Source organism: Mesorhizobium sp. M2E.F.Ca.ET.209.01.1.1 (assembly GCF_004010375.2).
Lineage (GTDB): Bacteria > Pseudomonadota > Alphaproteobacteria > Rhizobiales > Rhizobiaceae > Mesorhizobium.
Genome location: NZ_SADP02000009.1, coordinates 102966 through 129548, shown reverse-complemented (window position 1 = coordinate 129548; position 26583 = coordinate 102966). Strand labels below are relative to the sequence as shown.

Here is a 26583-nt window from a genome sequence, read left to right as displayed (position 1 = left end):
AACTTTCGAAGCATGCGCTGCCGGATAACTTGTAAGCCTTGCATCCCCACTGACGCTGCGCATCATTGGAATACAGACTCCCCGCCGATAAGGTTAGGCCGGGTTTAGGGAGGGTCCATGCGCGACGAAAAGCCGAAATCGATCCTGCGCGAGTTCCTCGACGGCGAGGCGGCCGGCGGCATCATCCTGATGGTGGCCGCGGCCCTGGCGCTGATCGTCGCCAACTCGCCTTTGGCCGAAACCTATTTCGCCGTTCTCCACGCCTATCTCGGACCGCTCAGCGTCTCGCATTGGATCAATGACGGGCTGATGGCGGTGTTCTTCCTGCTGGTCGGGCTCGAGATCAAGCGCGAGATGCTGGACGGGCAGCTCTCGACCTGGCCGCGCCGCGTGCTGCCGGGCATCGCCGCCGCCGGCGGCATGGTGGTGCCGGCGCTGGTCTATGTCGCCATCAACCGCGACAATCAGGCGGCACTCTCCGGCTGGGCGATCCCCACCGCCACCGACATCGCCTTCGCGCTCGGCGTTCTCTCGCTGCTCGGCAGCCGCGTGCCGGCCTCGCTGAAAGTCTTCCTCACCGCTTTGGCCATCATCGACGATCTGGGCGCCGTCATCATCATCGCGCTGTTCTACTCCAGCGGCCTTTCGCTCGCTTATCTCGGCGCCGCCTTCGCCGTCATCGCCCTGCTCGTCGTGCTCAACCGCGTGCGGGCCATGAAGCTCTGGCCGTATCTTCTGCTCGGCGCGCTGCTGTGGGTGCTGGTGCTGAAGTCGGGCGTGCATGCGACGCTGGCCGGCGTGGCGCTGGCGCTCACCATTCCGCTGGAGCGCTCCCCCGGCATCGGCCACGATACTGAACATTCGCCGCTGCATCGGCTGGAGCACGGCCTGCACAAGCTCGTGCCCTTCCTCGTCATCCCGATCTTCGGCTTCGCCAATGCCGGCGTCTCGCTCGGGGGCTTGAGCTTCGCGGCGCTTGTCGAGCCGCTCACGCTGGGCGTCGCAGCCGGCCTTGTCCTCGGCAAGCTGGTCGGCGTCTTCGGCTCATCGGCGCTGGCCATCCGCTTCGGCCTTGCCGACCTGCCGGTCAATGCCGGCTGGCTGCATATGCTGGGCATCTCGCTGCTTTGCGGCATCGGCTTCACCATGAGCCTGTTCATCGGCCTGCTCGCCTTCGCCAGTGACCCGGCGCTCCAGGACGCGGTGAAGGTCGGCATCCTTGCGGGCTCGCTGGTTGCCGCGCTGCTGGGCGCCGCCGTGCTGCTGACGGCGCCGGCGGCCGGCGCGGCGGAAGAAGAAGTGGACTAAGCCCTCAAGGCAGTGGTTCCGGCGGCAGGCCGAAGACCGCGAACAAGGCGGGGCCGAGCGGCGGGACATAGATCGTCAGCGAGGCGATCTTGCCGTCGGCGGCTTCGATGACATGCAGCGAATGCGGCCGCCATGTGGAATCCTGGCGGCCGAGCGCGTAGACGCCCGCGGCCGGCTGGGCGTTGGCCCGCGTGGCCACCGCGCGATAGCCGGCAAAATTTCCCCAGACGCTTCCCAGGAAAGCGCCGATTGCCTGATGTCCATGGTACCATTCCCGCCAGGGCGGCATGTGGTAGACGGCGTCCTCGCGCAGCAGCTCGACGAGCCCATCCAGATTGTCGGCCTGCCAGGCCTGCATATAGCGTTCGAGCAGCACGCCTTCGTCTGCGCTGGGCCGCGACCGCTGCGGCGCGCGCACTTGGCGGTTGCCCAGCGTCGTGCGAGCCCGCTGCAAGGCGCTGTTGATCGAGGCTGTGCTTCCGCCGAGCAATTGGGCGGTCTCGATGGCGGACCATCCGAGCACGTCGCATAGCAGCAGGGCGGCGCGCTGCCGGGGCGGCAACAGCTGGATCGCCGCCACGAAGGCGAGCCGTACCGCCTCGCGAGCCTCGTAGCGCGCTTCCGGACCGGGCCTGTCGTCGGCAATGTCCGGCAGTTCCGCATCCGGATATGGATCCAGCCAGGCGAGTTCCGCGGTCGGTCCGCCGGTTGCCGCACCTACGGAGGCCGGCCGTTCGGGCTGCTCGAGAATGCGCCGCGCCGACGACCGAGCCTTGATCGCGTTGAGGCAGCTTTTGGTGGCGATCGCGTAGAGCCAGCCGCGCGCCGAACCGCGCCCGTCGAATTGCGACCGCGCGCGCCAGGCCTTGAGGAACGTCTCCTGGACGAGATCGTCCGCTTCGTTGAGCGAGCCCATCATCCGGTAGCAATGCAGCTTGAGCGCGCGGCGGTGGGCGACGCTCAGGCGCTCGAAGGCCAGCCGGTCGAGGGCCGGCCGGCCTGACCGGCCCAAAGGCAGGGTAGGGCCGGATGCATCAGTCATGCGGGAGCCCCGGGGCGCTGAATCCGGCCGCCATCCTGCTCGCCTCATGCCGCCGCCGCAAGGCCGCTGCCGCTTACGGTGAAGGAACTGCCCTGCGGTTTGCCCGTCGCGAGCTGCACCACCGCGCGTCCGACATCGGCCGGCGTCTGCATGTCGCTCAAGCTGGCGAGGAAGTCGGCCGGGCGGATGCCCATATAGGCGGCGATGCTGTCGATGCCGCGATCGCCGACCCCGGTGCCCGGCATGATGCGGGCCGGCGAAAGCGCCATGAAGCGCAGGCCGAGGCCGAGCCGGTCCGATTCCTTCTGGCAATGGCCGGCCAAAAATACCTGCATGCGCTTGGCGCCGGCATAGCCGCCGGAATTCGGCGGTCCGCCGGTGATGGCGGCGCCGCTGGCGATCAGCACCACCCGGCTGCCCGTTTTGAGCCGACCCTTGAGGGCTTCCCGGCAGAACAGGAACGACGCTTTGACGTCCATCTCCCAATTCGCCGAGAAGACTTCCCAGCTCTGATCCTGGATCGGCGCGGCAGCGGCGAGGGCCCCCGCGCAGACCACCAGCACGTCGGGCGCCAGCGCATCGAAAACCGCCTGCGGCGCCGTCTCCACCGTCGCGTCTGCGCTAAGCGTCTTCACGCCCGGCCGTTCCCAGGCAAGCTGCTTCAGGTCGGCGCCGCCGCGGGCGACGGCAAGCACGGTCGCTCCAGCGCCAAGCGCGGCTTCCACGATCGCGCGGCCGACGCCCCGGCTGCCTCCGACGACGACGACATTCTGATTTTGCAACGGTTTCATGTGATCACCTCTTGTCCTGGCCGCCGGCCATCCGGACGCGCCTGTAGGTGAAGACAATCGGGATCGGCGAAAATCATCGGTGCGAGACGCAGATTTTTGCCAGCCGCAGATGAGGGGCGGTTTGAGCCCCGGCTCGACACCGGACGTCAGCGGCAAGACGCCGGCGCTCAATCCTTGCGCGGAGGCTCTATTCGCTCTCGCCATCCAGCGCCGGCACCGCGACGCCGGCAAGCTCGGCTGCCAAGAGCCGCGCGGCGCCGGCGCGCGCGATCCGCAGCATCAGCGCCTTGCGCGTGGCAGCCGCCATGCGGTGCTCCGGCGCATCGCGCAGGATCTCCGCGCCATAACCGTCGGAAAGGATGAAGCCGCATTCCTCGGGAAAGATGTCCTGTGGAACCCCCGGATGGGTGGCGAAGAAGAAGCGGTCGGAGTGCAGCCGGTAGTCCGGCCATTTGCGGTCGACCCGGAAATCCTCGATCGAGGATTTGATCTCGATGATCCAGATGTCACCCTGCCTGGTCAGCGCGACGAGATCGGCGCGCCGCCCGGTGGCCAAAGACAGCTCCGGCAACACATGCGCGCCCATTTCGCTGAGCAGCCGCTGCACGCCCCGCCGCACCAGCATGGCGCGCTCCGATTGGCGGCCGTCGATCAGCGGGTTGAGGGGAATCGGGGAAACGATGGGCATGGCAGGCACCATGCCAGATTTTGTTCACGGTTTGAACCCCTGCCAAGGCGGCGATTCTGCGTTTGACAGACCAAGCCGCGCGCTGATGGATAGGAATCGCTGCCAGCGGTACACTCGAAACGGCGGCGCAAGGCGAGATCAGCGCTTGCTAATCATATGCCTCGGCAGCAATTTCGCCGTGAAAGGAATTCCTCCATGACCCGTGATCAGTTGCTCGCCCACCTCCGCTCCGCCGACGCCGTCGCACGCGAGGCGGCGGCGCATGGGCATCATCCGTTCGGCAGCGTGCTGGTCGGGCCGGACGATCAGGTGCTGATGCGACAGGGCAATCTCGACACGGTTCGCCATGCTGAGACCGAACTCGCCCGCCGCGCCGCGGCCGCCTATGAGCCGGAGTTCCTTTGGCAATGCACGCTGGTCACGACCGGCGAGCCTTGCGCGATGTGCGCGGGAACGATGTATTGGGCGAATATCGGCCGGCTGGTCTACGGCTTCGAGGAAACCGATCTCCTGGCGCTCACCGGCGATCACGCGGAGAATCCGACGATGAACCTCGCTTCGCGCACCGTATTCGCTTCCGGCCAGAAGAAGATCGAGGTCTTTGGTCCGTTCCCCGAAATCGCGGACGAGCTGCTTGCCCCGCACCGCGATTTCTGGGAGCGCTGACAGACCTTCGACCTCAGGCTGCGCCCGCCATGTCGTCCAGGATCGGGCAGTCCGGCCGATCGTCGCCGTGGCAGGCGTGGATCAGCTTCTGCAGCGTCGAGCGCATCGACTGCAGCTCGCGCACCTTTTCCTCGATCGCCCTGACATGGGCGGCGGCGATCTCGCGCACGTCGTGGCTGGCGCGGTCGCGGTCCTGATAAAGCGCCATCAGCTGCCTGCAATCGTCGATTGAGAAGCCGAGATTGCGCGCACGGCGCAGGAAGGCGAGCCGGTGGACGTCGTCGCCCGAGTAATCGCGATAGCCGTTCCCGGCCCGCGCCGGACGGATCAGGCCGATCTCCTCGTAATAGCGAATGGTCTTGGCCGGCAGGCCGGAACGCTCGGCGGCATCACCGACATTCATGGCGTTCTCCGTGGTTTCCGGCAGCCTTCGGGCTGCCCCATTGATTTTGCTTCACAATCCTGTGAGGCCTGTTGCGGAAATGCCGCAGTTCGGCATCTACCCGCACGTAAGGCCTTGCATATAAGCAGTGCACGCTTGGCAAGCAAAAGAAATGCCAGCATGAATGATGGCGAGAAAGCGGCCGACTCGTGCCGCTGATACAGAGACAGGGCGTCGGACCTTTTCATGCGCTTGAAGTCGTTTGCAATCCTCGCCGCTCTTGCGCTGTCGACCGCGGTCAGCGGCTGCAGCACCATCGGCGGGCAGTTGTTCACCAACAACTATGGCGCGATGACCGATGCCGGCTATCAGCTGCCGCGCGTCCCGATCGAGAAGGTTCCCGCCAGGTTCCACCGCCAGGAAGTGCGGTATGATTCCCCGGAGAAGCCAGGCACCATCATCGTCGATACCCAGAACAAGTTCCTGTACTTCATCGAGGGCGACGGCATGGCGATGCGTTACGGCATCGGCGTCGGCCGCGAGGGATTCGAGTGGCACGGCACCGCCCATATCGCGCTGAAGCGCGAGTGGCCGACCTGGACGCCGCCTTCGCAGATGATCAAGCGCCAGCCCGAGCTCGCCAAGTTCGCCGGCGGCATGGAGCCGGGCTTGAAGAACCCGCTTGGCGCGCGCGCCATGTACCTCTTCAACAAGGGCGGCGACATGGGCTACCGCCTGCATGGCAGCCCGGAATGGTTCTCGATCGGCAAGGCGATGTCGTCGGGCTGCATCCGGCTGATGAACCAGGACATTATCGACCTCTACGACCGCACATCGGTCGGCGCCAAAGTCATCGTGATGTAAGGACCATGATCCCGAAAAGTGGAAGCCGGTTTTCGGAAAAGATCATGGTCAACTAAAAAGTTTCGCAGGCGGACCGTCTAGGCAACAACAAGACGTCCAAGAACAGAAAACCGGGCTGTTGGGGCCCGGTTTTTTGTTTTTGGAATTGGGAAGAATTCGCTCCGCCGAGTGGCCGGCGGTGTGGAACTGTCAGGCGACCTGCTCGACCTGCTGGACCTCCGGAACGAAGTGCCGGAGCAGGTTCTGGATGCCGTGCTTCAAAGTAGCCGTCGACGACGGGCAACCGGCGCAGGCGCCCTTCATGTGCAGGAACACGGTGCCGTTCTCAAAGCCGCGGAACGTGATGTCGCCGCCGTCCTGGGCAACCGCGGGGCGCACGCGCGTGTCGAGCAGTTCCTTGATGGTCAGCACCAGTTCTTCGTCGGCCTTGTCGTAGAACTCGCCGGTCTCGCCGGCTTCGCGCGCCGGGGCGGTCGAGGCCATGACCGGGGCGCCGGACATGAAGTGTTCCATGATGGCGCCGAGGATGGCGGGCTTCAGATGCTGCCAGTCCGGGCCGTCCTTGGTCACGGTGACGAAATCATAGCCGAAGAAGACGCCGGTGACGCCCGGGATCTCGAACAACCGGCCGGCCAGCGGCGAAGCCTCCGCGGCAGCTTCGGCGTTGCGGAAATCGGCGGTACCTTCGCGCAGCACTTCCTTACCGGGAAGAAACTTCAACGTCGCCGGATTCGGCGTCGATTCGGTCTGGATGAACATGGGTATCTCCAGGCCCTTCTCGGGCCGATAGTTTGGAATAATTCTAAATAGGCTCTATCGGCTGGACATTCAAGCGAAACGCGTCGCTAGGAACGGCTGGCTGGCGGAATGTTTTTCGACCCTTCATCCACTTGAGAGTGCTGAGATTCAGGTCAGGCCGAGTCGAGAACGGTGGTTTTCGAGAACCGGAGCGGAGCGTACTTCAAGTACGTGAGCACCGGAAGCGCAGAAAGCCGCCGTTCGCAGGCCGGCCTCACCTGAATCTCAGCACTCTCAGGCGAGGCTGTCGATCTCCTCGTCTGAAAGGTTCTGCGGCACCACCGTGACAGGAATTGGGAAAGCGGCGGCCCGACCGGCAACCGCGCTGACCAGCGGCCCCGGGCCTTCCTTGCCGGCGCCGGCCGCCAGCACCAGGATGGCGATGTCCTGGTCTTCCTCGATCAGCTTGTGGATCTCTTCGGTCGGCTTGCCCTCGCGCACCACCAGCTCCGGTTCGATGCCGACGCTCTGGCGCACCTTGTTGGCATAGCCGTCGAGCGCCGCGCGTGCCGTCGCGTTTGCTTCCTCGCGCATGATCTTTTCCACGCCCAGCCAATGCTGGAAGTCGTCCGGCTCGATGACATAGAGCAGCACCAGCACGCCGCTGGTGTGCCGCGCCCGCTTCGAGGCGTAGGCGACCGCGCGCTCGCATTCGGGCGTGTCGTCGATGATCGCCAGGAATTTGCGGCGATGGCCGGCTTCGCGGCTGAGGCGTTTGGAGACCATGTCTATTTGCTCGGTATCAATCCGGCCGCAATCTGCCACCGCCACAGATCGGCGGCAAGCCGCCGGCCGGCGTGGCAATGGTCCCAGAGCAATCCCAGGAAAAGTGTGTAGCGGTTTTCCGTCCGGAATTGCGTAGAGACAAACACTTAGACCAGTCGATCAGTCCTGCAGCAGGCCGATGATGTCGCGCACCGTCTTCATCGTGCCCTCGGCGATTGCGCGGGCCTGGTCGCCGCCATCCTTGAGCACGGCGTCGACATAGGCGCGGTCGCCTTCGATGCGGCGCATCTCGGCAGCGATCGGCGCCAGTTTTTCCACGGCAAGGTCGGCAAGCGCCGGCTTGAACACGGAAAACTGCTGTCCGCCATATTCTCTCAGCACGTCTTCCTTCGAGATTTCCGCGAGGCCGGCATAGATGCCGACCAGATTCTCCGCCTCGGGCCGGCGTTCCAGCCCGTCGACCTCGCTCGGCAAGGCCTCCGGATCGGTCTTGGCCTTACGGATCTTCTTCGAGATGGTGTCGGCATCGTCGGTCAGGTTGATGCGCGACAGGTCCGACGGGTCGGACTTCGACATCTTCTTGGAACCGTCGCGCAGGCTCATGATGCGCGCCGCCGGGCCGCCGATGACCGGTTCGGTGATCGGGAAATAGCCGTTCACCGTCTCCTCGCCGACCTGCATCTTCACGCCGACGCCGAGCGCGGCGATCTTCTCGGAGAAGTCGTTGTTGAATTTCTGCGCGATGTCTCTGGTGAGCTCCAGATGCTGCTTCTGGTCCTCGCCCACCGGCACATGGGTGGCGCGGTAGAGCAGGATGTCGGCGGCCATCAGGCTCGGATAGGCGAGCAGGCCGAGCGAGGCATTCTCGCGGTCCTTGCCGGCTTTGTCCTTGAACTGCGTCATCTTGTTCATCCAGCCGATGCGCGCCACGCAATTGAAGATCCAGGCGAGCTCGGCATGCTGCATGACCCGCGACTGATTGAAGACGATGTGCTTCTTCGGGTCGATGCCGGAGGCCAGGAACGCCGCGGTGATCGAGCGCGTCTCGTCGCCGAGGTTCTTGTGGACCAGCTGCGCCGTCAGCGAATGCAGGTCGACGACGCAATAGATGCAGTCGGACTGTTCCTGTAGGGCGACGAATTTCTTGATGGCGCCGAGATAGTTGCCGAGATGCAGATTGCCGGTCGGCTGGACGCCCGAAAAGACGAGTGACTTGAAGGCGGACATGAGTTCCTCATGGCTTGTGGAGGGCCGTCTAAGCATGATTCCAAAAAGTTGCAGACCTTTTTGGAGCCAATCATGCGGCTGGAAACCGCGCGCGGCGAAAGTCTTTCGACGACGCGCTTATGGACGAACGGCGCGACGTGATCAAGACCGGTGTTGCTGCAAGCCTGCTTGGGTTATTCGTCCAGGCCGGTCTTCGGTTCGGGCGGCGCAGATTTCGCCGATCCCCGCTTCACATTCCTGCGGATCATGCCGAAATCGGCGCCGCCGGTGCCGAAGGCGGCGATGAAGTAGAGCGCCGCACCCCCGCCGACCAGCGCGAACAGCGTCGTCGCCTTCACCACCAGCGGCGAGCCGGGACCGAGCCGCGCAGCGAAGTAGTGCTCGGCGAAATAAAGCGCGGTCGCCATGATCACCGCCGACAGCACCAGCCTTGGGATACGCTTCAAGAGCGGGATGTCGCGGCCCCAATGTCCCCGCCGGATCAGCATGCCGAGCAGCATCAGCGCGTTGACCCAGCCGGCAACAGCCGAAGCCACCGCGATGCCCGGCGCGCCCATGGACGGGAACAGGGTGAGCGCAGTCGCCACGTTCACGCCGACCGAGATGGCGGCAAAGATCATCGGCGTGCGCGTGTCCTCGCGCGCGAAATAGCCGGGCGTGAAGGCCTTGATCAGCACGAAGGCCGGCAGGCCGAGGCCGAAGATCGCCAGGATCGAGGCGACGATCGGCGTCGAGTGGTTGGCGGCAAACGCCCCGCGCTCATAGACCAGCCGCACGATCGGTTCCGACATCACCCAGAGCGCCGCCGCCGCCGGCAGCGTCATGAACAGGGTGAACTCGACCGAGCGGTTCTGCAGGTTCGCGGCCTCGACCAGATTGCCCGATTTCAGCGCCCGCGACAGCTCCGGCAACAGCACGATGGCGACGGCCACGCCGACGACGCCGAGCGGCAGCTGGTAGATACGGTCGGCATAGGCCAGCGACGACACCGCGCTGTTCTGCGCCGAGGCGATCGCCGTGCCGATCAGCTGGTTGATCTGGGTGATGCCGCCGGTGATCGCCGCCGGCAGCGCCAGGATCAGCAGCCGCTTGACGTTGGGCGTCATCTTCGGACGGCGGAAACCGATCGAGATGCCGGCGTTGCGCACCGCCACCCAGACGATGGCGAGCTGCACGATGCCCGCCGCCAGCACGCCCCAGGACAGGCCGAAGCCGACATCATGCGCGTCCAGCCCGTGATACCAGGCATAACCCAGCACGGCGATCAGGATGATGTTGAGGAAGGCGGGCGCGATCGCCGCAGCGAAATAGCGGCGCAGCGAGTTCAGCATGCCGGCCATCATGGCGCCGAGCGACATGCAGATCAGGTAGGGGAACATGATCGTCGCGAGCGTGACGGTCGTCTCGAACTTGCCCGGAATGTCGGCGAAGCCCGGCGCCACCAGGTAGCGCACGATCAGCGGCATCGCCAGTTCCATCGCGATGGTGAGCGCCAGCAGCGCTGAGAACAGCACGCCGAACACTTCCTCCGAGAAACGCTTGGCGCCTTCATTGCCATGCTGCTCGATCTCCTTGGCAAAGAGCGGCACGAAGGCGGCGTTGAAGGCGCCTTCGGCGAACAGCCGGCGGAAGGTGTTGGGAAACTGGAAGGCGGCGTTGAAGGCGTCGGCGACCGGCCCGGTGCCGAGCGCGGCCGCCATCAGCATCTCGCGGCCGAAACCCAAGGCGCGGCTCATCAGCGTGCCGGAAGCGACGGTGGCGAATTTCTTGACGAGGCTCATGCCGGGGATGACTGCCAGGGAAATTGCGTCAAATGGATGGTCACTCGGCCGCCGCCTTGGCCTTGCCGTTGCGTTCGGACGAAGTGCCTTCCAGCGTATCGATCAGCCGCTTGTGAATGGTGGCGGTGCGCGTCGGGCTGTCGATCTTCTGTCCGGTCAGGTCGGTGACGTAGAACGTGTCGATGACCTTTTCGCCGAAGGTCGTGATATGCGCCGATGCGATGTCGAGCGACAGGTCGGAGAGCGTCCCCGTGATCTCGGACAGCAGGCCCGGCCGGTCCAGCCCCTCGACCTCGATCACCGAAAAACGGTTCGACAGCGTGTTGCGGATTTCGGCGCGCGGCGGAATCCTGAATACCTTCGCGCCGCGCTTCGGCTTGGTGCGCTTCTCGATCATGTCGGGCAGCCAGCTCTTGCCGGACAGCACGTCCTCGATCAGCCGGCCGACGCGCTCGGCGCGGCGGCGCTCATCCTCGTCGAGATCGAACTCCCGGGAGATCAGGATGGTGTCCAGCGCCCGTCCGTCCGAGGTGGTGAAGATCTGCGCATCGACGATGTTGCCGCCGGCCGCAGCACATGCCCCGGCGATGATCGAAAGCAGGCGCGGATGGTCCGGCGCCAGCACGGTGATCTCCGTCACCGCCTCGAATTCATGCGTCTTAACCATGGTCGCGAGCTTCTTGCCCGCCGCATCCGCCTCCCGGATGAATTCGGCGTGTCGCAGCTGGTCTTTGAGGTCGACCGTCAGCAGATAGTTCTCATAGTGCTGCGCGACATAGCGCTTGCGCTCCTTGGCCGGCCAGGCCGAGAGCGCCTCGGCCAGCCGCTCGCGCGCGGCGGCGGTGCGTTGCGCACGCGACACTTCCGAGAAGCCGCCAGTCAGCAGCAGCTCGGTCTCGTAATAGAGCGTGCGCAGCAGCTGCCCTTTCCAACCGTTCCACACACCTGGCCCGACGCCGCGTATGTCGCAGACAGTGAGGACCAAAAGCAGCTTCAGCCGCTCGACCGACTGCACGATCGAGGCGAAATCCTCGATTGTCTTGCGGTCGTTGAGGTCGCGCGTCTGCGCCGTCATCGACATCACCAGATGGTTCTCGACCAGCCAGGCGACTGTCTCGGTGTCGGCAGCCGACAGCCCCATATGCGGGCAGATGCGCCGCGCGATCCTGGCGCCGGCCTCCGAATGGTCTTCCGGCCGTCCCTTGGCGATATCGTGCAGCAGTACCGCGACATAAAGCGCCTCGCGGCTTTTCTTGAGCCCCGGCATCAGCGAATGCGCCAGCGGATGAATCTTCTCGCCATCGCCGCGCTCGATCTCGGCCAGCACACCGATGCAGCGAATGAGATGCTCGTCCACCGTATAGTGGTGGTACATCGAGAACTGCATCATGGCGACGATCTTGCCGAAGTCGGGGATCAGCCTGCCGAGCAGCCCGGCCTCGTTCATGCGCCTGAGATTGAGCTCGGCGTTGCGGTCCGAGGTCAATATGTCGAGGAACAGCCGATTGGCCTCCTCGTCGCGCCGGAGCGACTTGTTGACCAGGCCGAGCGAGCGGGTGAGCAGCTTCAGCGCGTCGGGATGAAACTCCAGCCCATGCTTGTCGGCGAACCAGAACAGCCTCAGCAGGTTGACCGGGTCGCGTTCGAACACGCCGTCGTCGGCGATGTTGATGCGGTGGTTGTCGACAATGAAATCGGACGTGCCGGCAAGCTTGCGCTTGCGCCGCTGGAAGGTGAGGAAGATGCGGTTGAAGCCCGGCACATGCTTGGCCTGCTCTTCCTCGAGCGCCGCGCAGAAGATGCGGGTGAGGTCGCCGACATCCTTGGCGACGAGGAAATAGTGCTTCATGAAACGCTCGACCGCCGACAGGCCGGGATGCGTCGTGTAGCCCAGACGTTCGGCGATCTCGCGCTGGATGTCGAAATGCAGCCGCTCCTCCGCCTTGCCGGTGAGGAAATGCATGTGGCAGCGCACCGCCCACAGAAAATCCTCAGCCTTCTGGAACTCGCGGTATTCGGCCTCGGTGAAGACGCCCTTCTCGACCAGCTCCTCGCCGGTGCGCACGCGGTAGAAATATTTGCCGATCCAGAACAGCGTCTGCAGGTCGCGCAACCCGCCCTTGCCGTCCTTGACATTGGGCTCGACCAGGTAGCGGCTTTCGCCGGCCTTGGCATGGCGGTCGTCACGCTCGGCGAGCTTGGCCTGCACATATTCCGGCCCGGTCGTGCGCACCACCTCATGGTCGAAGCGGGTGAGCAGTTCTTCGTAGAGCTTCTGTTCCCCCCACAGGAAACGCGCCTCGAGAATCGAGGTGCGGATCGTGATGTCGCTGCGCGACAGCCGCAGGCAGTCCTCGATGTTGCGGGTGGCGTGGCCGACCTTCAGTCCCATGTCCCACAGCATGTAGAGCATGTACTCCACGATCTGCTCGCCCCACGGCGTCTGCTTGTAGGGCAGCAGGAACAGGAGATCGATGTCTGAGCCCGGCGCCAGCGTGCCGCGGCCGTAGCCGCCGACCGCCACGACCGCCATGCGCTCGGCCACCGAACGGTTCTTGACCCGGTAGACATGGGTGGCTGCGAAATCATAGAGCGCCCGGATCAGCTCATCCATCAGATGCGAGAGCCGCTCGGCGCAGGCATTGCCGCCGCCATCCTGCTTGAGCATGGTCTCGGCGATCTTGCGGCCCGCCGCCAGCCTGGCTTTGAGCAATTGGAGGACAGCGGTGCGAACCGCCGGTCCCGAACCGTCGCCGGCGCTTGCCGACGTCAGCGCGGTCAAGTCGCGGCGCAAGGTGTCGCCATCGATGATTTCGTTGAGTTTCAAGGAGATCTTTGCCATTCGGCGGCGTCTATAGCGCGTTTTCGCGGCGCTGTGTATGGGGCCGGCGGACGCGCTCCCCGCGATGTTCGAACGGCACGATCATCCACTGCCGCAACCGGCAAAGATCCGCAATTTGCAGCGATAGCCGTCGAATCTCGCGGCGGACCTTGTCGTACACGGATGCCTTTGGCTTTTGGCGGACCTCCCTAAGGGCAAGCTGCTCCTGGCGATCCTGCTTGAGCAGGCTTGGGAATCTGACCCTTTCCCGCCCGAGGAATTGCTCCTGCGCGCAAAGCGCCGGCCACAGCTGGTAGACCACCTTGCCGGACGACGTCTCGAGCTCCGGGTTGAACAGCACATGGTCGACGGGGAAGCGAATTTCCCGCGTCGCCTCCAGAAGGGCGCCGGCGGCCTTCTTCGACACGATATAGCCGGCGCTGCCGATATGAACGTCGTACAGCTTTCTTGCCGAGAAGCCATGGCCGGCAGCAACCTTGTTCAGTCCGACGACAGTTCTGTGGAAGAACGTCTCGAGCTTGACGATATCGGCATCTGCCGGAATCCATCTCCGGTCCGCCAGCAGCGGACCGGTTTTCTCTGAAAGCACCACGTCGTCCTCGAAGACCGCGACATAAGCATCGTCGCCGGCCGCGATGGCGGACCAGCAGATCCTGTGGCTTAGCAGGCACGCGATCTCGCCATCCGTCAGCTGTGTCCGCGAGACCGGCCTCTTGCCCACCGGCATCGAAGCCAGGTCCGGCCGGGCCAGCGCGTCCACCGCTGCGACACGCTCGAAAGTCATGCCGGCTCGCTCGAATTCGGCTGTCACATGCGCCAGCCTGTCGGTGGAGCGGTCGAGATTTATGACGAGGCATTTCATCGGGTGCGGTTCGCTGGGCTCAAAATGGCGGCGTGCATAGCATGGCGGCCGTGTTTGGCACGCGTAAATTCTGGGGAGGATGCTTCAAGTCTGCCGTGGCGCGGCGCAACGGGAAAAAAATCGCAGGGTCGCCCCTTGACCTTCCAGTTGCTGGAAGGACTACCTCCGCCGCAATTCGAGAATTCCGAGGCATTGCTGATGACCCATTCCGACCACAACCATCATCACGCGCATGGCGCATCCTGCTGCTCCGCGAAAACTGCGGCGACCGGGGCCGAAGCGGTGATTCGCGATCCTGTCTGCGGCATGGCGGTCGATCCGGCGGCCGGCAAGCCGACGGCCGAGCATGGCGGCCGGACGTTTCATTTCTGCAGCGAGCGCTGCCGCGGCAAATTCGTTGCCGAGCCGGAAAGCTACCTGACGGCCACCGATCCTGTCTGCGGCATGAGTGTCGACCGAGCGAGCGCAAAGCACTTCCTGCGCCATGAAGGGCAGGGCTTCTATTTCTGCTCCGCCGACTGCAAGGGCAAGTTCGAGGCGGAGCCGGCAAAATACCTTGCTGGCCGGCCCGAGCCGCAGCCGATGCCGAAGGGAACGCAGTACACCTGCCCGATGCACCCCGAAATCATCCGCGACAAGCCCGGCTCCTGCCCGATCTGCGGCATGGCGCTGGAGCCGATGGGTGTGCCGACCGGCGACGAGGGCCCGAATCCCGAGCTGGTCGATTTCACGCGCCGGTTCTGGGTCAGCGCTGCGCTTTCCGTGCCCCTCCTGATCTTCGCGATGGCGCCGATGCTTGGCCTCAGCTTCGAAAGTCTCATCGACGGCCGGACGAAAACGTGGGTAGAGCTGGCGCTGGCGAGCCCGGTGGTGCTTTGGGCGGCGTTTCCGTTTTTCCATCGCGGCTGGGAGTCGGTCGTCAACCGCAGCCCCAATATGTGGACGCTGATCTCGCTGGGCGTCGGCGCGGCCTATCTCTACAGCGTGGTTGCCGCCCTGTTCCCGGACATCTTCCCGCATCAGTTCCGCGGTCATGACGGCGCCGTTCCGGTCTATTTCGAGGCTGCTGCCGTCATCGTCGCGCTCGTCTTCCTCGGCCAGGTGCTGGAACTCAGGGCCCGCGAGCGCACCGGCTCGGCCATTCGCGCGCTCCTCGACCTTGCCCCGAAGACGGCGCGTCTGATCGGCGCCGACGGTTCCGAGAAGGATGTGCCGCTCGACAGCGTCCAGACCGGCGACCGGCTGCGCATCCGTCCGGGCGATGCCGTTCCCGTCGACGGCATCGTGCTGGAAGGTCGCTCGGCGATCGACGAATCGATGATCACGGGCGAGCCGCTGCCGGTCGAGAAGACGGAAGGCTCCGCGCTTACCGGCGGCACGCTGAACAAGAACGGCTCGCTCGTCATGCGCGCCGAAAAGGTCGGCGCCGAGACCACGCTGTCGCGCATCGTCGAGATGGTCGCCAAGGCGCAGCGGTCGCGCGCGCCGATCCAGGGGCTGGCCGACCGCGTGTCCTTCTATTTCGTTCCGGCCGTGGTGCTGGTCGCCATCATCGCCTTCATCGCCTGGGCGCTCTTCGGTCCCCAGCCGAGCCTGATCTTCGCCATCGTCTCGGCTGTGTCGGTGCTGATCATTGCCTGTCCCTGCGCGCTTGGTCTGGCGACGCCGATGTCGATCATGACGGCGACCGGACGCGGCGCTCATGCCGGCGTGCTGATCAAGGAAGCGGCGGCGCTGGAGCGTTTCGCCTCGGTCGACACGCTGATCGTCGACAAGACCGGCACGCTGACCGAAGGCAAGCCGCGGCTCACCGATGTCGTCGCGGCCGAGGCCATCCTGGAGAACGAGCTGCTGGGCCTTGCCGCCGCGCTTGAAAAGGGCTCGGAACATCCCTTGGCCGAGGCGATCGTCGAGGGCGCCGTCGCGCGCGGCCTGAAGCTGGCCGACGCCGTCGATTTCGAAGCCGTCACCGGCAAGGGCGTTTCGGGAACGGTGTCGGGCAGGAAGGTCGCGCTCGGCAATGCGGCGATGATGGCGGACCTCGGGGTCGAAACGCCGGCGGCCAATGCCGAGGAGCTGCAAGCCGATGGCAAGACGGCGATGTTCGTGGCCGTCGACGGCGCATTCGCCGGCATCGTTGCCGTGGCCGATCCCGTCAAGGCAACGACGGCCGAGGCGATCAAGGCCCTGCACGAGAGGGGTCTCAGGATCATCATGGCAACCGGCGACAACGAGCGCACGGCCAAAGCGATCGCCGGGAAGCTTGGCATCGACGAAGTCCGCGCCGGCCTGCTGCCGGATGAGAAGGGCGCGCTGGTGGAGCAGCTGCGCGCGAGCGGCGCTGGCGTGGCCATGGCCGGCGACGGCGTCAACGATGCGCCGGCGCTGGCTGGCGCCGATGTCGGCATCGCCATGGGCACCGGCGCCGATGTCGCGGTCGAAAGCGCCGGCATCACGCTGGTCAAGGGCGACTTGAACGGCATTGTCAGGGCGCGCACGCTGGCCCAGGCAACGATCCGCAACATCCGCCAGAACCTGTTCTTCGCCTTCCTCTACAACGTGCTCGGCGTGCCGGTCGCGGCCGGCGTGCTCTATCCGCTCACCGGCACGCTTCTGTCGCCGATGATAGCGGCGGCGGCGATGAGCCTGTCGTCGGTGTCGGTCATTACCAATGCTTTGCGGCTGAGGACGTTGAAACTCTGAACGAAGCTCCCAGATACGAACCTCAACCACAAGGAGATCCTGAATGACCCTGGCCAAGAAGATCGTGCTGCTTTTGATGGCGGCGGGAATGCTGCTTGCCGTCTTCCTCGAAAGCGTTCCGGCCTCGTCGGAGGAGATGAAGCACGACATGTCCAAGATGGCGATGGGCGCCCAGGGCCCGGCCACGGCGGGCTATGAGGCGGCGATGAAGAAGATGCACAAGGACATGATGATCAAATACACCGGCAATGCCGATGTCGATTTCGTCCGCGGCATGATCCCGCATCATCAGGGCGCCATCGACATGGCCAAGGTGGTGATCGCCAACGGCAAGGATCCGGAAATCCGCAAGCTCGCCGAAGGCGTGGTCAAGGCGCAGGAAGCCGAGATCAAGCAGATGCAGGACTGGCTCGCCAAGCATCCGGCGAAGTAGCCGCTCCCGGGAATCCAGGCGGCCAAGCGGCTTTGGTCTGGATTTCCGGTTTTGGCTGTGCTGCGATCCTGGCCCACGCGGAGAAAGCCATGCCGTCACCAGTCAGAACCCTCAAGCTGCCGTCCGGCGAGGCCGTTGCGGTGCTGGGCCAGGGCACCTGGAAGATGGGCGAGGACCCGCGCCGCCGCGCCGACGAGGTGGCGGCGCTGAAGCTCGGGCTCGATCTCGGCATCACGCTGATCGACACCGCCGAAATGTATGCCAGCGGCGGCGCCGAGGAGGTGGTGGCGGAGGCGATCGCCGGGCGCCGTGACGAGACCTTTCTGGTCTCCAAGGTGCTGCCGTCGAACGCCTCGCGCGCCGGCGTCAAACGCGCCTGCGAGGCCAGCCTGAAACGGCTTTCCACCGACCGGATCGATCTCTATCTGCTGCATTGGCCGGGCAGCGTGCCGCTGTCCGAAACCGTCGAGGCCTTCGAAACCTTGAAGAGGGAAGGCAAGATCCGCCACTGGGGCGTCAGCAATTTCGACACGGACGAGATGGAGGAACTGGTCGGCTTGAAGGGCGGCGGCAATGTCCAGACCAACCAGGTGCTCTACAACCTGTCGCGGCGCGGCCCCGAATTCGATCTGGCCCCATGGTGCGCGGAACGCGGCATCCCGCTGATGGCCTATTCGCCGGTGGAGCAGGGCGCGCTGGCGCATAATGCGCGGCTGGAGGCCGTCGCTGCCCGACACAACGCCACCGCGGCGCAGATCGCGCTCGCCTGGGTGATGGCGCAGCCGGGCGTCATCGCCATTCCGAAAGCCGGCCGTCAGGAGCATGTCCGCCAGAATGCCGCCGCGCTCGATATCAAGCTGACGCCCGAGGATTTCGCCGATCTCGACCGCGCCTTCCCGCCGCCGACGCGCAAGCGCGGGTTGGAGATGATCTAGCCAAAAACCCCGATCCGGATTTGCGACTGAACCGGGAGCAGGCATTGGAACGAATTTCGGCCGGACCTCACCACGCTGCTTATAAAATCGCGACTTGACCGTCACCTCGCTGCGCGACGGTTATGTCGACATGCAAGTCCGGCGGCTGCATAAGCCGGGAGGCGAGCCCTTCGGCGACGATCTCCCTCCGCAGGTGCCGCTCTTCGGCGGCGCGCTCAGATTGTCGGTCAATGCCTTTGCCATCGACGACGGCCATGAAATCACGCTGATCGATACGGGGTCCTCGAACGCCTGGCATCCGACAATGGGGTTCCTGCCGCAGGCTCTGAGCGAGGCGACGATCGCCATCGATCGGATACGCGCGGTTGCGTTCACCCACACGCATCTCGACCATATCCACGGGCTCGTCCGTCCGGATGGGAAGGACGGCTTTCCGCAACTCTCTCGCCTGCTTGTCCCTCGAGCCGAGCTCGACATGTTCCGGTCGGTAGCGAGGTTGAGCCGCTTCCATGATCGAGCAGAACCGTTGGACCCTGGGCAGCGCCTGAGCGCGAACATCGAGGCGGTCGCGGCGTCGGGCCACGAGATCGGTCACACATGTTTTCGAGTCACGGGCGGCGGCGAAACATTGCTCGTCTGGGGCGATCTCGTCCATGTACCGTCGCTCCAGTTCGAGCGGCCGGAGGTCGCCTGGGAATTCGACGCCGACCAGGAGCAGGCTCGGGCAACCCGGTTGCGGATATTGGCCCTTGCCGCCGACAACGCCTGGTGCGTGGCGGGAGCGCATCTCGATTCCCCGGGCGTCGGCCGGGTTTTCCGAGCCGAAACAGGCTTCCGCTTCGAACCTCTTTAGGACGCTAGGTCTTGGCCGGCAGTCCAAGCCGCATCCGCAATCGTCGCAATGCCCTTGAAAACACATCGAGGTCAGTGGCGGCACGGGCCAGCGTGAGCGCGCCCTGGATGGCGGCGACGGCTTCCTCGGCCAGCTCGCCGGCCTCGTCCGGTCGGTGCCCGGATCGCTCCAGAGCACCGGTGAGATGCGTGACCCAGCGGCCGAAATAGTCCCTTATCTGGCCGGCGAAGAGATCGCGCGATTCGTCCAGCGCGAAGGCGCCGATCAGGCAAACGCGCCGTCCTGATCGGAAATAACTGTCCGTCGCCTCGAGCATCTGCTCGATCCCGGCCAACGGATCGGCGCTGTCGCGCAACGGCGCAAAGACATTCTCCTCGAACCAGCCGTCGATATGGGCAATGACGGCTCTCGCCAACTCTTCCTTGCCGCCGGGAAAGAAGTGGTAGAGGCTTCCTTTGCCCAGCCCCGTTGCTTCGCCGATCAGGGCCAGGCTGGCGCCCTCGTAGCCATGCTCGCGGAAAACCTCGGCAACGATCGCCAGCAATTGGTCGCGATCTGGCGCGATGCGCCGCATCCAATCGCCCCTAGAGCCCGAGTTCGGAAAGGCCGGGATGGTCATCCGGCCGGCGGCCGAGCGGCCAGTGATATTTCCGCTCGCGCTCCGCGATCGGCAGGTCGTTGATGCTGGCAACGCGGCGGCGCATCAGCCCGGCTTCGTCGAACTCCCAGTTCTCGTTGCCGTAGGAGCGGAACCAGTGGCCGCTGTCGTCGCGCCATTCATAGGCGAAGCGCACCGCGATGCGGTTGTCGTTCCAGGTCCAGACCTCCTTGATCAGGCGGTAGTCCAGCTCGCGCGCCCATTTGCGCTTGAGGAAGCCGACGATCTCGCCGCGGCCAGAGATGAATTCGGCCCGGTTCCGCCAGACGCTGTCCTCGGTATAGGCGAGCGAAACCCGTTCCGGGTCGCGGCTGTTCCAGGCATCCTCCGCAAGGCGCGCCTTTTGCGCCGCCGTTTCGGCCGTGAAGGGCGGCAATGGCGGACGGCTCATGAAATCTCCTGTCGGTTCGATTGTCGATCACCCACATTGTACCGATCGGTACAATGTGTCAACACGGCTTTTGTTCTTTGCGACGCCTCGAGCGACTTGACTTATCGAATCTCGGTTTTCAGCCTTTCAAAGGCATCCTGGACATATCCTTCCAGCGGATGCCTGGCATGTTGCTGCTGCCATGTCTCCACGGCCAGACGCAACGCGACGACCGTCACCAGGGCGACCAGTCGCAGACTGTCGCGGGCCTGGTCCGGCTGCAACTCGCACAACCCTTCGAAAATGGCTTGCTCGAACTGCAGGTAGCCCGTGTGCCTGCGCGAGCGCAGCGTCTTGCTCTCCCGCATGATCTTGGCCGTCGCCATCATTGCTGCCCCTTGGAAGCTGCCGATGATTTTGAGCAACGCATCGCGGGCAATGTCGATCGCCGTTCCCGTGGGTGGCTCGGCAAGGATCGATGCTTTGACCGCGCTCGCGTGGTTGCCCAGCGATGCAAACAGCACCTCGTCCTTGGTCTTGAAATAGTGGAAGAACGTCCGGCGCGAGATGCCGGCGGCGGCGGCTATCTCGTCAAGCGTGGTCGCGTCATAGCCATTGGCCAGGAAAGCTTTCAGGCCGGCGTCGGCGATGCGGCGGGACGTTTCCCGCCGCTTCCGCTCGCGCAGGCCTTCGGGTTTTGGCGCGTCGTTCATGGAGCGCTCCTGCCATGACCGTTCCTCGGATGCGACAAGAATTTTGGCGCACATTCAAGCCCCGTCATTGCGCCTCGCCATAATGACGCCATCAATCTATTGCACTGAGTGCAATTATTGACACTCCCCAACACGCCCGCCGGGCACACCCATGCAGAGGCATCCATGGCAGCTTGCTTGCGTTCCCGTCGCGGGGCTCACATCGGTCGCGGCCTGGCCGATCGGCACGCTTGCCGCGCCGACCACCGTATAATATGGCCATTTGTGCTGGTCTTGAGCGTGCTCGCGGTCGGCTGCGCGTCCGCGCCGCTGGATCAGGTTGGCTCGCTGCAATCCTATGACGAGCTGAAACCGTCGGACGGTTGGCTGGCCCGCTCGCTGATGCGGGTGAGCAAGGACGACGTGCTCGCGGCAAAAACCGTCCGGATCATTCCGACGGGCTTTTCGCAGCCCGCCGCCGGAAAATCGACATTGACGCCGGCGCAGCGCAGCCTTGTCATCAACGCCGTCGACAGAACACTCTGCTCCGGCCTGAGCCAGCGCTTTCAAGTGGTCGCCCTGACCGAGCCGGCCGACCTGACGGTCCACGCGATGGTAACGCATGCGACGCCGACGAATGCGCTGGCGGTAGGCGTTTCGAAAGTCGCGTCCACGGCGGTTTCCGTCGCGCTGCCTGAAATGCATGTTCCGGTACCGCGCCTGCCGATCGGATTGGGCAGCCTTTCGCTTGAAGCCGAAGCGGTTGGCGACAACGGCAAGCAGGCGGCGGCCATGATCTGGGGGCGTGGCGCGAACGCCCTGCTGGATTCGGGCCGGGTCGCCCGCGAGGGCGATGCCTACGACCTGGCGGCGAAGTTCGGCCACGATTTCAGCAAGCTCCTGGTCACCGGCAAGACGCCCTTCGGCACGCTGCCGTCGCTCCCGACCAGGGACGAAATGCGCGCCATGGTCGGCAGGGAGCCGAAATACCCTGCCTGCAAGGCATTCGGCAAATCACCCGGACTGGTCGGCTTCGTCGGTGATCGGATGGGATTGCCGCCGGCCTGGACCGACAGGGGAGCCGCGGTGCGCACCGACTGAGGCTACGAGGCAAATGCAGAAGAAGTCCCCGATGCCGCTTTCCGCGACGGTTTTTCAACAGGGCAGAAGGATCCGTTTCCTTTGGCTGGCTGCTCCCGTCGTCCTGGCGCCGGCCCTGCTTGCCGAAAGTGCGTGGCCACAGGGCAGCCCGTTTCGCGAAATGCTTGAATTTGCGGGTACCGTGCTGATCCTCATCTGCATCGGCGGCCGCTGCTGGGCATCGCTCTATGTTGGCGGACGCAAGAACCGTGAGCTCGTCACGACCGGCCCCTATGCCTATACGCGCAACCCGCTCTATTTCTTCTCGGCGCTTGGACTGGCAGGCGTCGGGCTGACATTCGGGTCGCTGATCCTTTCGGCGGTTCTCTTTGTCTTCACCTGCCTGGTCTTTACCTATGTCGCGACGCGCGAAGCGACCGCGCTGGACGCGATCTTCGGCGAGGCCTATCGGCGCTATCGTCGCAGCGTGCCGGCCTTCTTTCCCCGTCTGCGGCGCGATGACGACGACGTCCTGGGCCCGTCTCCCGTCACGTTCGACGCAGTGGCGCTGAAGCGGACCGCCACTGACGGCTCCTACTTCCTTGCGGCGATACTCGCGGTCGAATTGCTCGGCTGGCTCCGGTCGGCAGGGCTGGTGACGCCGATGTTCCGATTGTTTTGATTACCGGCTCGCCAGCCCCTTCAGCCGGTAGAGCGCCTCCAGAGCCTCGCGCGGCGTCATCTCGTCGGGATTGATCGCGCCGAGCGCTTCGCCCAGCGCATCGCTTTTCGCCGGTTTCGGCGCTTCGCGTTTCACCGCCACTGAAAACAGCGGCAGGTCGTCGACCAGCCGGTTGGTCTTGCCCGAAACCTCGCCCTCTTCCAGCTGATGCAGCACCTCCTTGGCACGGGCGACGACCGCTTCCGGAAGGCCGGCCAGCCGCGCCACCTGCACGCCGTAGGAGCGGTCGGCCGCACCCTTGCCGACCTCGTGCAGGAAGACGACGTCGCCTTCCCACTCCTTGACCCGCATGGTGACGTTATGAAGCCGGGGCAGCTTGCCGGCGAGCGCCGTCATCTCGTGGAAATGCGTGGCGAAAATCGCCCGGCACCGGTTCTTTTCGTGCAGGTATTCGACCGCCGCCCAGGCGATCGACAACCCGTCGAACGTCGCCGTGCCGCGGCCGATCTCGTCGAGGATCACCAGCGCCCGCTCGCCGGCCTGGTTGAGGATCGCCGCCGTTTCGACCATCTCGACCATGAAGGTCGAGCGGCCGCGCGCCAGGTCGTCCGAGGCGCCGACGCGCGAGAACAGGCGATCGACGACGCCGATATGGGCGCTTTTCGCCGGCACGAAGGAGCCGGTCTGGGCAAGGATGGCAATCAGCGCGTTCTGCCTGAGGAATGTCGATTTACCGCCCATATTGGGGCCGGTGAGCAGCCAGATGGCGCCGGCCTTGGCGCCGCCCTCGGGCGACAGGTCGCAATCATTGGCGACGAACGGGCCTTCGCCGGAACGCCTGAGCGCCTGTTCGACCACCGGGTGGCGTCCGCCAACAATCTCGAAGGCGAGGCCGGAATCCACCAGCGGCCGGCACCATCCCTCGCTTTCGGACAAGAGCGCCAACGCCGCCGACACGTCCAGAGCCGCAAGCGCTTCCGCCCCGGCGCGGATCCGCTCGGCCTCAGCCACCACTTCCGCCGTCAGCCGATCGAAGGCGGCGAGCTCGATGCTCAGCGCCCGGTCGGCGGCGTTGGCGATCTTCGATTCGAGCTCCGCCAGCTCCGTCGTGGTGAAGCGCATGGCGTTGGCCATGGTCTGGCGATGGATGAAGCGTGCCTTGGCGGCGTCGCTGCCGGTCATGATCGAGTGGTGGTTGGCGGTGACCTCGATGTAATAGCCCAGCACATTGTTGTGCCGGATCTTCAGCGAGCGGATGCCGGTTTCCTCGATGAGCGAGCGCTCCAGCCCGGCGATCACTTTTCGCGATTCGTCGCGCAGCGCCCGCATCTCGTCGAGTTCGGCGCGATAGCCGGTACGCACGAAGCCGCCGTCGCGCCTGATCAGCGGCAGCTCGTCGTCGAGCGCTTCGCTGAGGTGGCGGGCAAGCGCCTCGGGAAGGGCCTTGATCGCGGCCAGCGCCGCGGCGAGCTCGGCGGGCAGCGCGGTTGTCGCGAACAACTCGGCAATCGCTCTCGCCACCTCGAAGCCGGCGCGCAGCGCGCCCAGATCGCGCGGCCCGCCGCGGTTGAGCGCCAGCCTGGACAGCGCCCTCGGCATGTCGGCGACGCTTTTCAGGCTCGCCCGCAGGCCCTGGCAAAGCCGCACTTCGGAGCGGAAGAAGGAGACCGAATCCAGCCGGGCGGCAATCGCTGCCGGGTCGGTCAGCGGCGCCATCAGCCGGTCGGCGAGCAAGCGCGCCCCGCCGCCGGTCACCGTACGGTCGATCGCCTTGAACAGCGAGCCGTCGCGGCTGCCGGACAGCGTGCGCAGCAGTTCCAGGTTGGCGCGCGTCGCCGGGTCGATGAACAGCGTCGAGCCCTGCTCCTCACGCTCGGGGCGCGACAGTGGCGGGCGTTCGGCCTTTTGCGTCTTTTCGACATAAGCGATGGCGCCGGAAATCGCCGACAGCTCGGCGCGCGAGAAGGTGCCGAAACTGTCCGGCGTCGCCACCTCGAAGAAGCGCGCGATGCGGCTTGTGGCGGAAGCCGAATCGAACAGTGAAGGCGGCTGTGGGTTGGCGACCCGGCCGAGCACATCGAAGACCGGCCTGAGCTCCGGATCGTGGAACACCGGTTCGGCGACGATCAGCTCGCGCGGGTCGACGCGGAAGATGTCGGCAAGCAGCCGCTCGGCGCTCGTCTCGGCAACGCGGAAGGCGCCGGTCGAAATGTCGATCCAGGCCAGGGCGAACCCGGCCTGGCTGGCCGCGCCGCCTTTCACGCGGCCCAGCGCCATCAGGAAGCTCGATTCCGAGGGCGCAAGCAGCTTGTCCTCGGTGATTGTGCCCGGCGTGACCAGCCGCACCACGTCGCGGCGCACCACCGATTTTGAGCCGCGTTTCTTGGCTTCGGCCGGGTCCTCGATCTGCTCGCAGACGGCAACGCGAAAACCCTGCGCGATCAGCTTTTGCAGATAGTCGTCCGCCGCATGCACCGGCACGCCGCACATCGGGATATCGTGCCCCTGGTGCTTGCCTCGCTTGGTCAGGACGATGCCGAGGGCTTGGCTCGCCTTCTCCGCGTCGTCGAAGAACAGCTCGTAGAAATCGCCCATGCGGTAAAACAAAAGCGAGTCAGGGTTCGCCGCCTTGATCTCGATATATTGCTCCATCATCGGCGTGACGCCGCCGGTGGCGGGCGCAGGCGTCGTCGTCTCCTCTGTGTCGGTCGGCATGTGCATGTTCATGCCTGGACGCTAGCAGAACTGGCAGCCCGGTATAATGCCGTCGGCGCGAAAAGCAGGGGAAGACTGGGGGGTGCCGTCATCAGCAGCTCAGGGTGCGGGAGGCATGTTGCCTCATGCCGTCGGCCGACATATGGATCGCCGTGAGGAGAACGGCGGGGCGATGAAGAAGGACGGGCACGAGACGTTCGAGGAAATGGTCGGCCCCGTCGGCTCGCGGCTCGGCCGTATTCGACTTCTTGCCACCAACCGGGCCAACCGAACCAGAACCAAGATCAAGGCGTGGACGCGGATCCGGTTGCCCTTCATCCTTCCGGCGCGCGGGCCGCTTTCAGGCCTCGACGGCAGCATCGACATGCCTCTCCACATCTTCAGCCGCGATCCGTTGATCCTCTATGTACCTGTCGGCGGCAGGCGCCCTCTCTACGCGCTCGCCGCCTTCTGCCGACGCCTTGCGCCACGGCGCGCTACCTTCCTTCTGATGCCGAACTGGACGCTGGAACGGCCGGCCGTCGTCGAGCAGATACGCAAGGATCTCGCCTGGTTCGCCAAGGTTTGCCCCAAGCACGAGCTGATCTTTCTCTGCAACACAGAGGAAGAGCGACGCCTGATTGCAGGCGTTGGCGGCAATGCGATCTTCTCCAATCACAATCTGATGATCTCGGAAGACGTCTTCCGGCCGCTGCCGGACGTGCCGATCGAGTACGATGCCGTCTACAACGGCCGCATCTCGCACACCAAGCGGCACTATCTCGCCTTCGAGATCGAAAGACTGGTTCATGTGACGTCCTCGATCGGCGAATTGCCGCCGGCCGGCGACCGCGCCTTCCTTCGCCGCCTGCAGGCGCAATCGCCGCTTCACAGCATCGCCAATCCGCTCATTGATGGCCTGCCCGGCCGGCTGACCTCCGGCGAGGTCAACCGCGTCTACAACCAGGCCGCGGTCGGGCTCTGCCTGTCGGCGGTGGAAGGGGCAATGTATTCCAGCATGGAGTATCTGCTGGCCGGGCTGCCGATCGTCTCGACACCGAGCATCGGCGGCCGCGACGTCTATTTCGATCCGGACTACTGCATCATCGCGGAGCCGGAGCCGCCCGCGATCCGCCGCGCGGTCGAGCGGCTTCGCGACCGGGCCATACCGCGGGAGGAGATTCGCGGCCGCACGCTAGAAAGGGTAAAGGCGGAACGGTTGGAACTGATGGTCTATCTCTCGGCGCTCAAGCAACGCATGGGAAGCGATGATCCTCCCTTATCCGAGTGGCCGTTCGCCGGCACTTCTGGGCTGACGCGCTGGGCCCAGGTGCGCGAGCACCTGCGCGAGATCGAGGCGATACAATCGGGCAAGATTTGACTGTCGACGGCAGCGCGGAGGAACGCTGTCACTAGTTCGCTTGGCGGTTTACAGCGGCCGAGTATGGCCTTAAGCGGTAGTTCAAAAGAATACGCTCGCCTAAAGAGCGCGAATTGGTGAGGAAA

Annotated in this window: 24 protein-coding genes; 10 read left to right on the top strand and 14 right to left on the bottom strand. The window is 64.9% G+C overall.

What is annotated here, in order from left to right; translation table 11 throughout:
* Positions 1-117: 117 nt before the first annotated feature.
* Positions 118-1308, top strand: a complete 1191-nt coding sequence (nhaA, locus tag EN852_RS18165) for a Na+/H+ antiporter NhaA (protein WP_127876296.1) — start codon at positions 118-120, stop codon at positions 1306-1308.
* Between the two features lie 4 nt (positions 1309-1312).
* Here nhaA and EN852_RS18160 read toward each other — a convergent pair whose 3' ends face one another.
* The 3 genes from EN852_RS18160 to EN852_RS18150 all read right to left on the bottom strand — a co-directional run bounded on the left by EN852_RS18160 (position 1313) and on the right by EN852_RS18150 (position 3829).
* Entirely contained in the window at positions 1313-2350 is a 1038-nt protein-coding gene (locus tag EN852_RS18160) for an RNA polymerase subunit sigma-70 (protein ID WP_127876295.1), read from the bottom strand.
* A gap of 44 nt (positions 2351-2394) precedes the next feature.
* Positions 2395-3141: an SDR family oxidoreductase gene (locus EN852_RS18155; RefSeq protein WP_127876294.1), complete on the bottom strand. Its 747-nt coding sequence runs from the start codon at positions 3139-3141 to the stop codon at positions 2395-2397.
* A gap of 187 nt (positions 3142-3328) precedes the next feature.
* On the bottom strand, positions 3329-3829 hold the full coding sequence (locus tag EN852_RS18150; protein ID WP_167512027.1) for an MmcB family DNA repair protein: 501 nt from the start codon (positions 3827-3829) through the stop codon (positions 3329-3331).
* A gap of 195 nt (positions 3830-4024) precedes the next feature.
* On the opposite strand from EN852_RS18150, the gene EN852_RS18145 reads away from it, so the two are divergent.
* On the top strand, positions 4025-4495 hold the full coding sequence (locus EN852_RS18145; RefSeq protein ID WP_189546029.1) for a nucleoside deaminase: 471 nt from the start codon (positions 4025-4027) through the stop codon (positions 4493-4495).
* Between the two features lie 13 nt (positions 4496-4508).
* Here EN852_RS18145 and cueR read toward each other — a convergent pair whose 3' ends face one another.
* On the bottom strand, positions 4509-4898 hold the full coding sequence (cueR, locus tag EN852_RS18140; RefSeq protein WP_127866471.1) for a Cu(I)-responsive transcriptional regulator: 390 nt from the start codon (positions 4896-4898) through the stop codon (positions 4509-4511).
* A gap of 225 nt (positions 4899-5123) precedes the next feature.
* Here cueR and EN852_RS18135 point away from each other — a divergent pair, with 225 nt between their 5' ends.
* Entirely contained in the window at positions 5124-5741 is a 618-nt protein-coding gene (locus EN852_RS18135; protein ID WP_127866470.1) for a L,D-transpeptidase, read from the top strand.
* A gap of 189 nt (positions 5742-5930) precedes the next feature.
* On the opposite strand, the gene EN852_RS18130 is transcribed toward EN852_RS18135, so the two are convergent.
* The 6 genes from EN852_RS18130 to EN852_RS18105 form a co-directional block, all read right to left on the bottom strand.
* Positions 5931-6500 carry a NifU family protein gene (locus tag EN852_RS18130; protein ID WP_112128178.1) on the bottom strand — a complete coding sequence of 190 codons (570 nt, stop codon included), beginning with the start codon at positions 6498-6500 and terminating at the stop codon, positions 5931-5933.
* Positions 6501-6773: 273 nt separating this feature from the next.
* Positions 6774-7265 (bottom strand): universal stress protein, encoded by a 492-nt coding sequence (locus tag EN852_RS18125; RefSeq protein ID WP_127876292.1) that lies wholly within the window; start codon positions 7263-7265, stop codon positions 6774-6776.
* Between the two features lie 159 nt (positions 7266-7424).
* Complete coding sequence (gene trpS / locus EN852_RS18120; protein ID WP_127876291.1) at positions 7425-8492, bottom strand: tryptophan--tRNA ligase; 1068 nt, start codon at positions 8490-8492, stop codon at positions 7425-7427.
* Positions 8493-8665: 173 nt separating this feature from the next.
* A complete protein-coding gene (gene murJ, locus EN852_RS18115; RefSeq protein WP_127876290.1) occupies positions 8666-10273 on the bottom strand; it encodes a murein biosynthesis integral membrane protein MurJ in 1608 nt (535 codons plus the stop codon).
* A 40-nt stretch (positions 10274-10313) separates the two neighbouring features.
* Positions 10314-13115, bottom strand: a complete 2802-nt coding sequence (locus EN852_RS18110; protein ID WP_127876289.1) for a [protein-PII] uridylyltransferase — start codon at positions 13113-13115, stop codon at positions 10314-10316.
* A 10-nt stretch (positions 13116-13125) separates the two neighbouring features.
* On the bottom strand, positions 13126-13977 hold the full coding sequence (locus tag EN852_RS18105) for a glycosyltransferase family 25 protein (RefSeq protein WP_127876288.1): 852 nt from the start codon (positions 13975-13977) through the stop codon (positions 13126-13128).
* A 198-nt stretch (positions 13978-14175) separates the two neighbouring features.
* Between EN852_RS18105 and EN852_RS18100 the strand changes: the two genes are divergently transcribed.
* The 4 genes from EN852_RS18100 to EN852_RS18085 all read left to right on the top strand — a co-directional run bounded on the left by EN852_RS18100 (position 14176) and on the right by EN852_RS18085 (position 18901).
* Positions 14176-16680, top strand: coding sequence for a heavy metal translocating P-type ATPase (locus EN852_RS18100; RefSeq protein ID WP_127876287.1), 2505 nt, complete (start codon positions 14176-14178; stop codon positions 16678-16680).
* Between the two features lie 43 nt (positions 16681-16723).
* Complete coding sequence (locus EN852_RS18095) at positions 16724-17113, top strand: DUF305 domain-containing protein (RefSeq protein WP_127876286.1); 390 nt, start codon at positions 16724-16726, stop codon at positions 17111-17113.
* 89 nt (positions 17114-17202) lie between these two features.
* On the top strand, positions 17203-18048 hold the full coding sequence (locus tag EN852_RS18090) for an aldo/keto reductase (protein ID WP_127876285.1): 846 nt from the start codon (positions 17203-17205) through the stop codon (positions 18046-18048).
* A 94-nt stretch (positions 18049-18142) separates the two neighbouring features.
* The gene (locus tag EN852_RS18085; protein ID WP_246694316.1) at positions 18143-18901 is read left to right on the top strand and encodes an MBL fold metallo-hydrolase; all 759 of its coding nucleotides are present in this window, start codon (positions 18143-18145) and stop codon (positions 18899-18901) included.
* Between the two features lie 4 nt (positions 18902-18905).
* Here EN852_RS18085 and EN852_RS18080 read toward each other — a convergent pair whose 3' ends face one another.
* From EN852_RS18080 to EN852_RS18070, 3 genes are all read right to left on the bottom strand, one after another.
* Positions 18906-19475, bottom strand: a complete 570-nt coding sequence (locus tag EN852_RS18080) for a TetR/AcrR family transcriptional regulator (protein WP_127876284.1) — start codon at positions 19473-19475, stop codon at positions 18906-18908.
* Between the two features lie 10 nt (positions 19476-19485).
* Positions 19486-19950: a nuclear transport factor 2 family protein gene (locus EN852_RS18075; RefSeq protein WP_127866458.1), complete on the bottom strand. Its 465-nt coding sequence runs from the start codon at positions 19948-19950 to the stop codon at positions 19486-19488.
* 101 nt (positions 19951-20051) lie between these two features.
* Entirely contained in the window at positions 20052-20642 is a 591-nt protein-coding gene (locus tag EN852_RS18070) for a TetR/AcrR family transcriptional regulator (protein WP_127876283.1), read from the bottom strand.
* 279 nt (positions 20643-20921) lie between these two features.
* Between EN852_RS18070 and EN852_RS18065 the strand changes: the two genes are divergently transcribed.
* Both EN852_RS18065 and EN852_RS18060 read left to right on the top strand, forming a co-directional pair.
* Positions 20922-21722 carry a DUF3313 domain-containing protein gene (locus tag EN852_RS18065; protein ID WP_245519697.1) on the top strand — a complete coding sequence of 267 codons (801 nt, stop codon included), beginning with the start codon at positions 20922-20924 and terminating at the stop codon, positions 21720-21722.
* Positions 21723-21735: 13 nt separating this feature from the next.
* The gene (locus tag EN852_RS18060) at positions 21736-22383 is read left to right on the top strand and encodes an isoprenylcysteine carboxylmethyltransferase family protein (RefSeq protein WP_127876282.1); all 648 of its coding nucleotides are present in this window, start codon (positions 21736-21738) and stop codon (positions 22381-22383) included.
* Here EN852_RS18060 and mutS read toward each other — a convergent pair whose 3' ends face one another.
* Positions 22384-25098, bottom strand: a complete 2715-nt coding sequence (mutS, locus tag EN852_RS18055) for a DNA mismatch repair protein MutS (RefSeq protein WP_246694315.1) — start codon at positions 25096-25098, stop codon at positions 22384-22386.
* Positions 25099-25270: 172 nt separating this feature from the next.
* Here mutS and EN852_RS18050 point away from each other — a divergent pair, with 172 nt between their 5' ends.
* Positions 25271-26458 (top strand): glycosyltransferase, encoded by a 1188-nt coding sequence (locus EN852_RS18050; protein ID WP_127876406.1) that lies wholly within the window; start codon positions 25271-25273, stop codon positions 26456-26458.
* Positions 26459-26583 lie beyond the last annotated feature (125 nt).

Bases quoted from the DNA above. Each gene is read 5' to 3' on its own strand.
- mutS (WP_246694315.1), bottom strand. From the start codon at position 25,098: ATGCCGACCGACACAGAGGAGACGACGACGCCTGCGCCCGCCACCGGC.
- EN852_RS18060 (WP_127876282.1), top strand. From the start codon at position 21,736: ATGCAGAAGAAGTCCCCGATGCCGCTTTCCGCGACGGTTTTTCAACAG.
- EN852_RS18050 (WP_127876406.1), top strand. From the start codon at position 25,271: ATGAAGAAGGACGGGCACGAGACGTTCGAGGAAATGGTCGGCCCCGTC.
- EN852_RS18110 (WP_127876289.1), bottom strand. From the start codon at position 13,115: ATGGCAAAGATCTCCTTGAAACTCAACGAAATCATCGATGGCGACACC.
- EN852_RS18125 (WP_127876292.1), bottom strand. From the start codon at position 7,265: ATGGTCTCCAAACGCCTCAGCCGCGAAGCCGGCCATCGCCGCAAATTC.
- EN852_RS18075 (WP_127866458.1), bottom strand. From the start codon at position 19,950: ATGAGCCGTCCGCCATTGCCGCCCTTCACGGCCGAAACGGCGGCGCAA.
- nhaA (WP_127876296.1), top strand. From the start codon at position 118: ATGCGCGACGAAAAGCCGAAATCGATCCTGCGCGAGTTCCTCGACGGC.
- EN852_RS18155 (WP_127876294.1), bottom strand. From the start codon at position 3,141: ATGAAACCGTTGCAAAATCAGAATGTCGTCGTCGTCGGAGGCAGCCGG.
- EN852_RS18095 (WP_127876286.1), top strand. From the start codon at position 16,724: ATGACCCTGGCCAAGAAGATCGTGCTGCTTTTGATGGCGGCGGGAATG.
- EN852_RS18090 (WP_127876285.1), top strand. From the start codon at position 17,203: ATGCCGTCACCAGTCAGAACCCTCAAGCTGCCGTCCGGCGAGGCCGTT.
- cueR (WP_127866471.1), bottom strand. From the start codon at position 4,898: ATGAATGTCGGTGATGCCGCCGAGCGTTCCGGCCTGCCGGCCAAGACC.
- EN852_RS18135 (WP_127866470.1), top strand. From the start codon at position 5,124: ATGCGCTTGAAGTCGTTTGCAATCCTCGCCGCTCTTGCGCTGTCGACC.
- EN852_RS18080 (WP_127876284.1), bottom strand. From the start codon at position 19,475: ATGCGGCGCATCGCGCCAGATCGCGACCAATTGCTGGCGATCGTTGCC.
- EN852_RS18145 (WP_189546029.1), top strand. From the start codon at position 4,025: ATGACCCGTGATCAGTTGCTCGCCCACCTCCGCTCCGCCGACGCCGTC.
- EN852_RS18160 (WP_127876295.1), bottom strand. From the start codon at position 2,350: ATGACTGATGCATCCGGCCCTACCCTGCCTTTGGGCCGGTCAGGCCGG.
- trpS (WP_127876291.1), bottom strand. From the start codon at position 8,492: ATGTCCGCCTTCAAGTCACTCGTCTTTTCGGGCGTCCAGCCGACCGGC.
- EN852_RS18105 (WP_127876288.1), bottom strand. From the start codon at position 13,977: ATGAAATGCCTCGTCATAAATCTCGACCGCTCCACCGACAGGCTGGCG.
- EN852_RS18100 (WP_127876287.1), top strand. From the start codon at position 14,176: ATGACCCATTCCGACCACAACCATCATCACGCGCATGGCGCATCCTGC.
- murJ (WP_127876290.1), bottom strand. From the start codon at position 10,273: ATGAGCCTCGTCAAGAAATTCGCCACCGTCGCTTCCGGCACGCTGATG.
- EN852_RS18070 (WP_127876283.1), bottom strand. From the start codon at position 20,642: ATGAACGACGCGCCAAAACCCGAAGGCCTGCGCGAGCGGAAGCGGCGG.
- EN852_RS18150 (WP_167512027.1), bottom strand. From the start codon at position 3,829: ATGCCCATCGTTTCCCCGATTCCCCTCAACCCGCTGATCGACGGCCGC.
- EN852_RS18130 (WP_112128178.1), bottom strand. From the start codon at position 6,500: ATGTTCATCCAGACCGAATCGACGCCGAATCCGGCGACGTTGAAGTTT.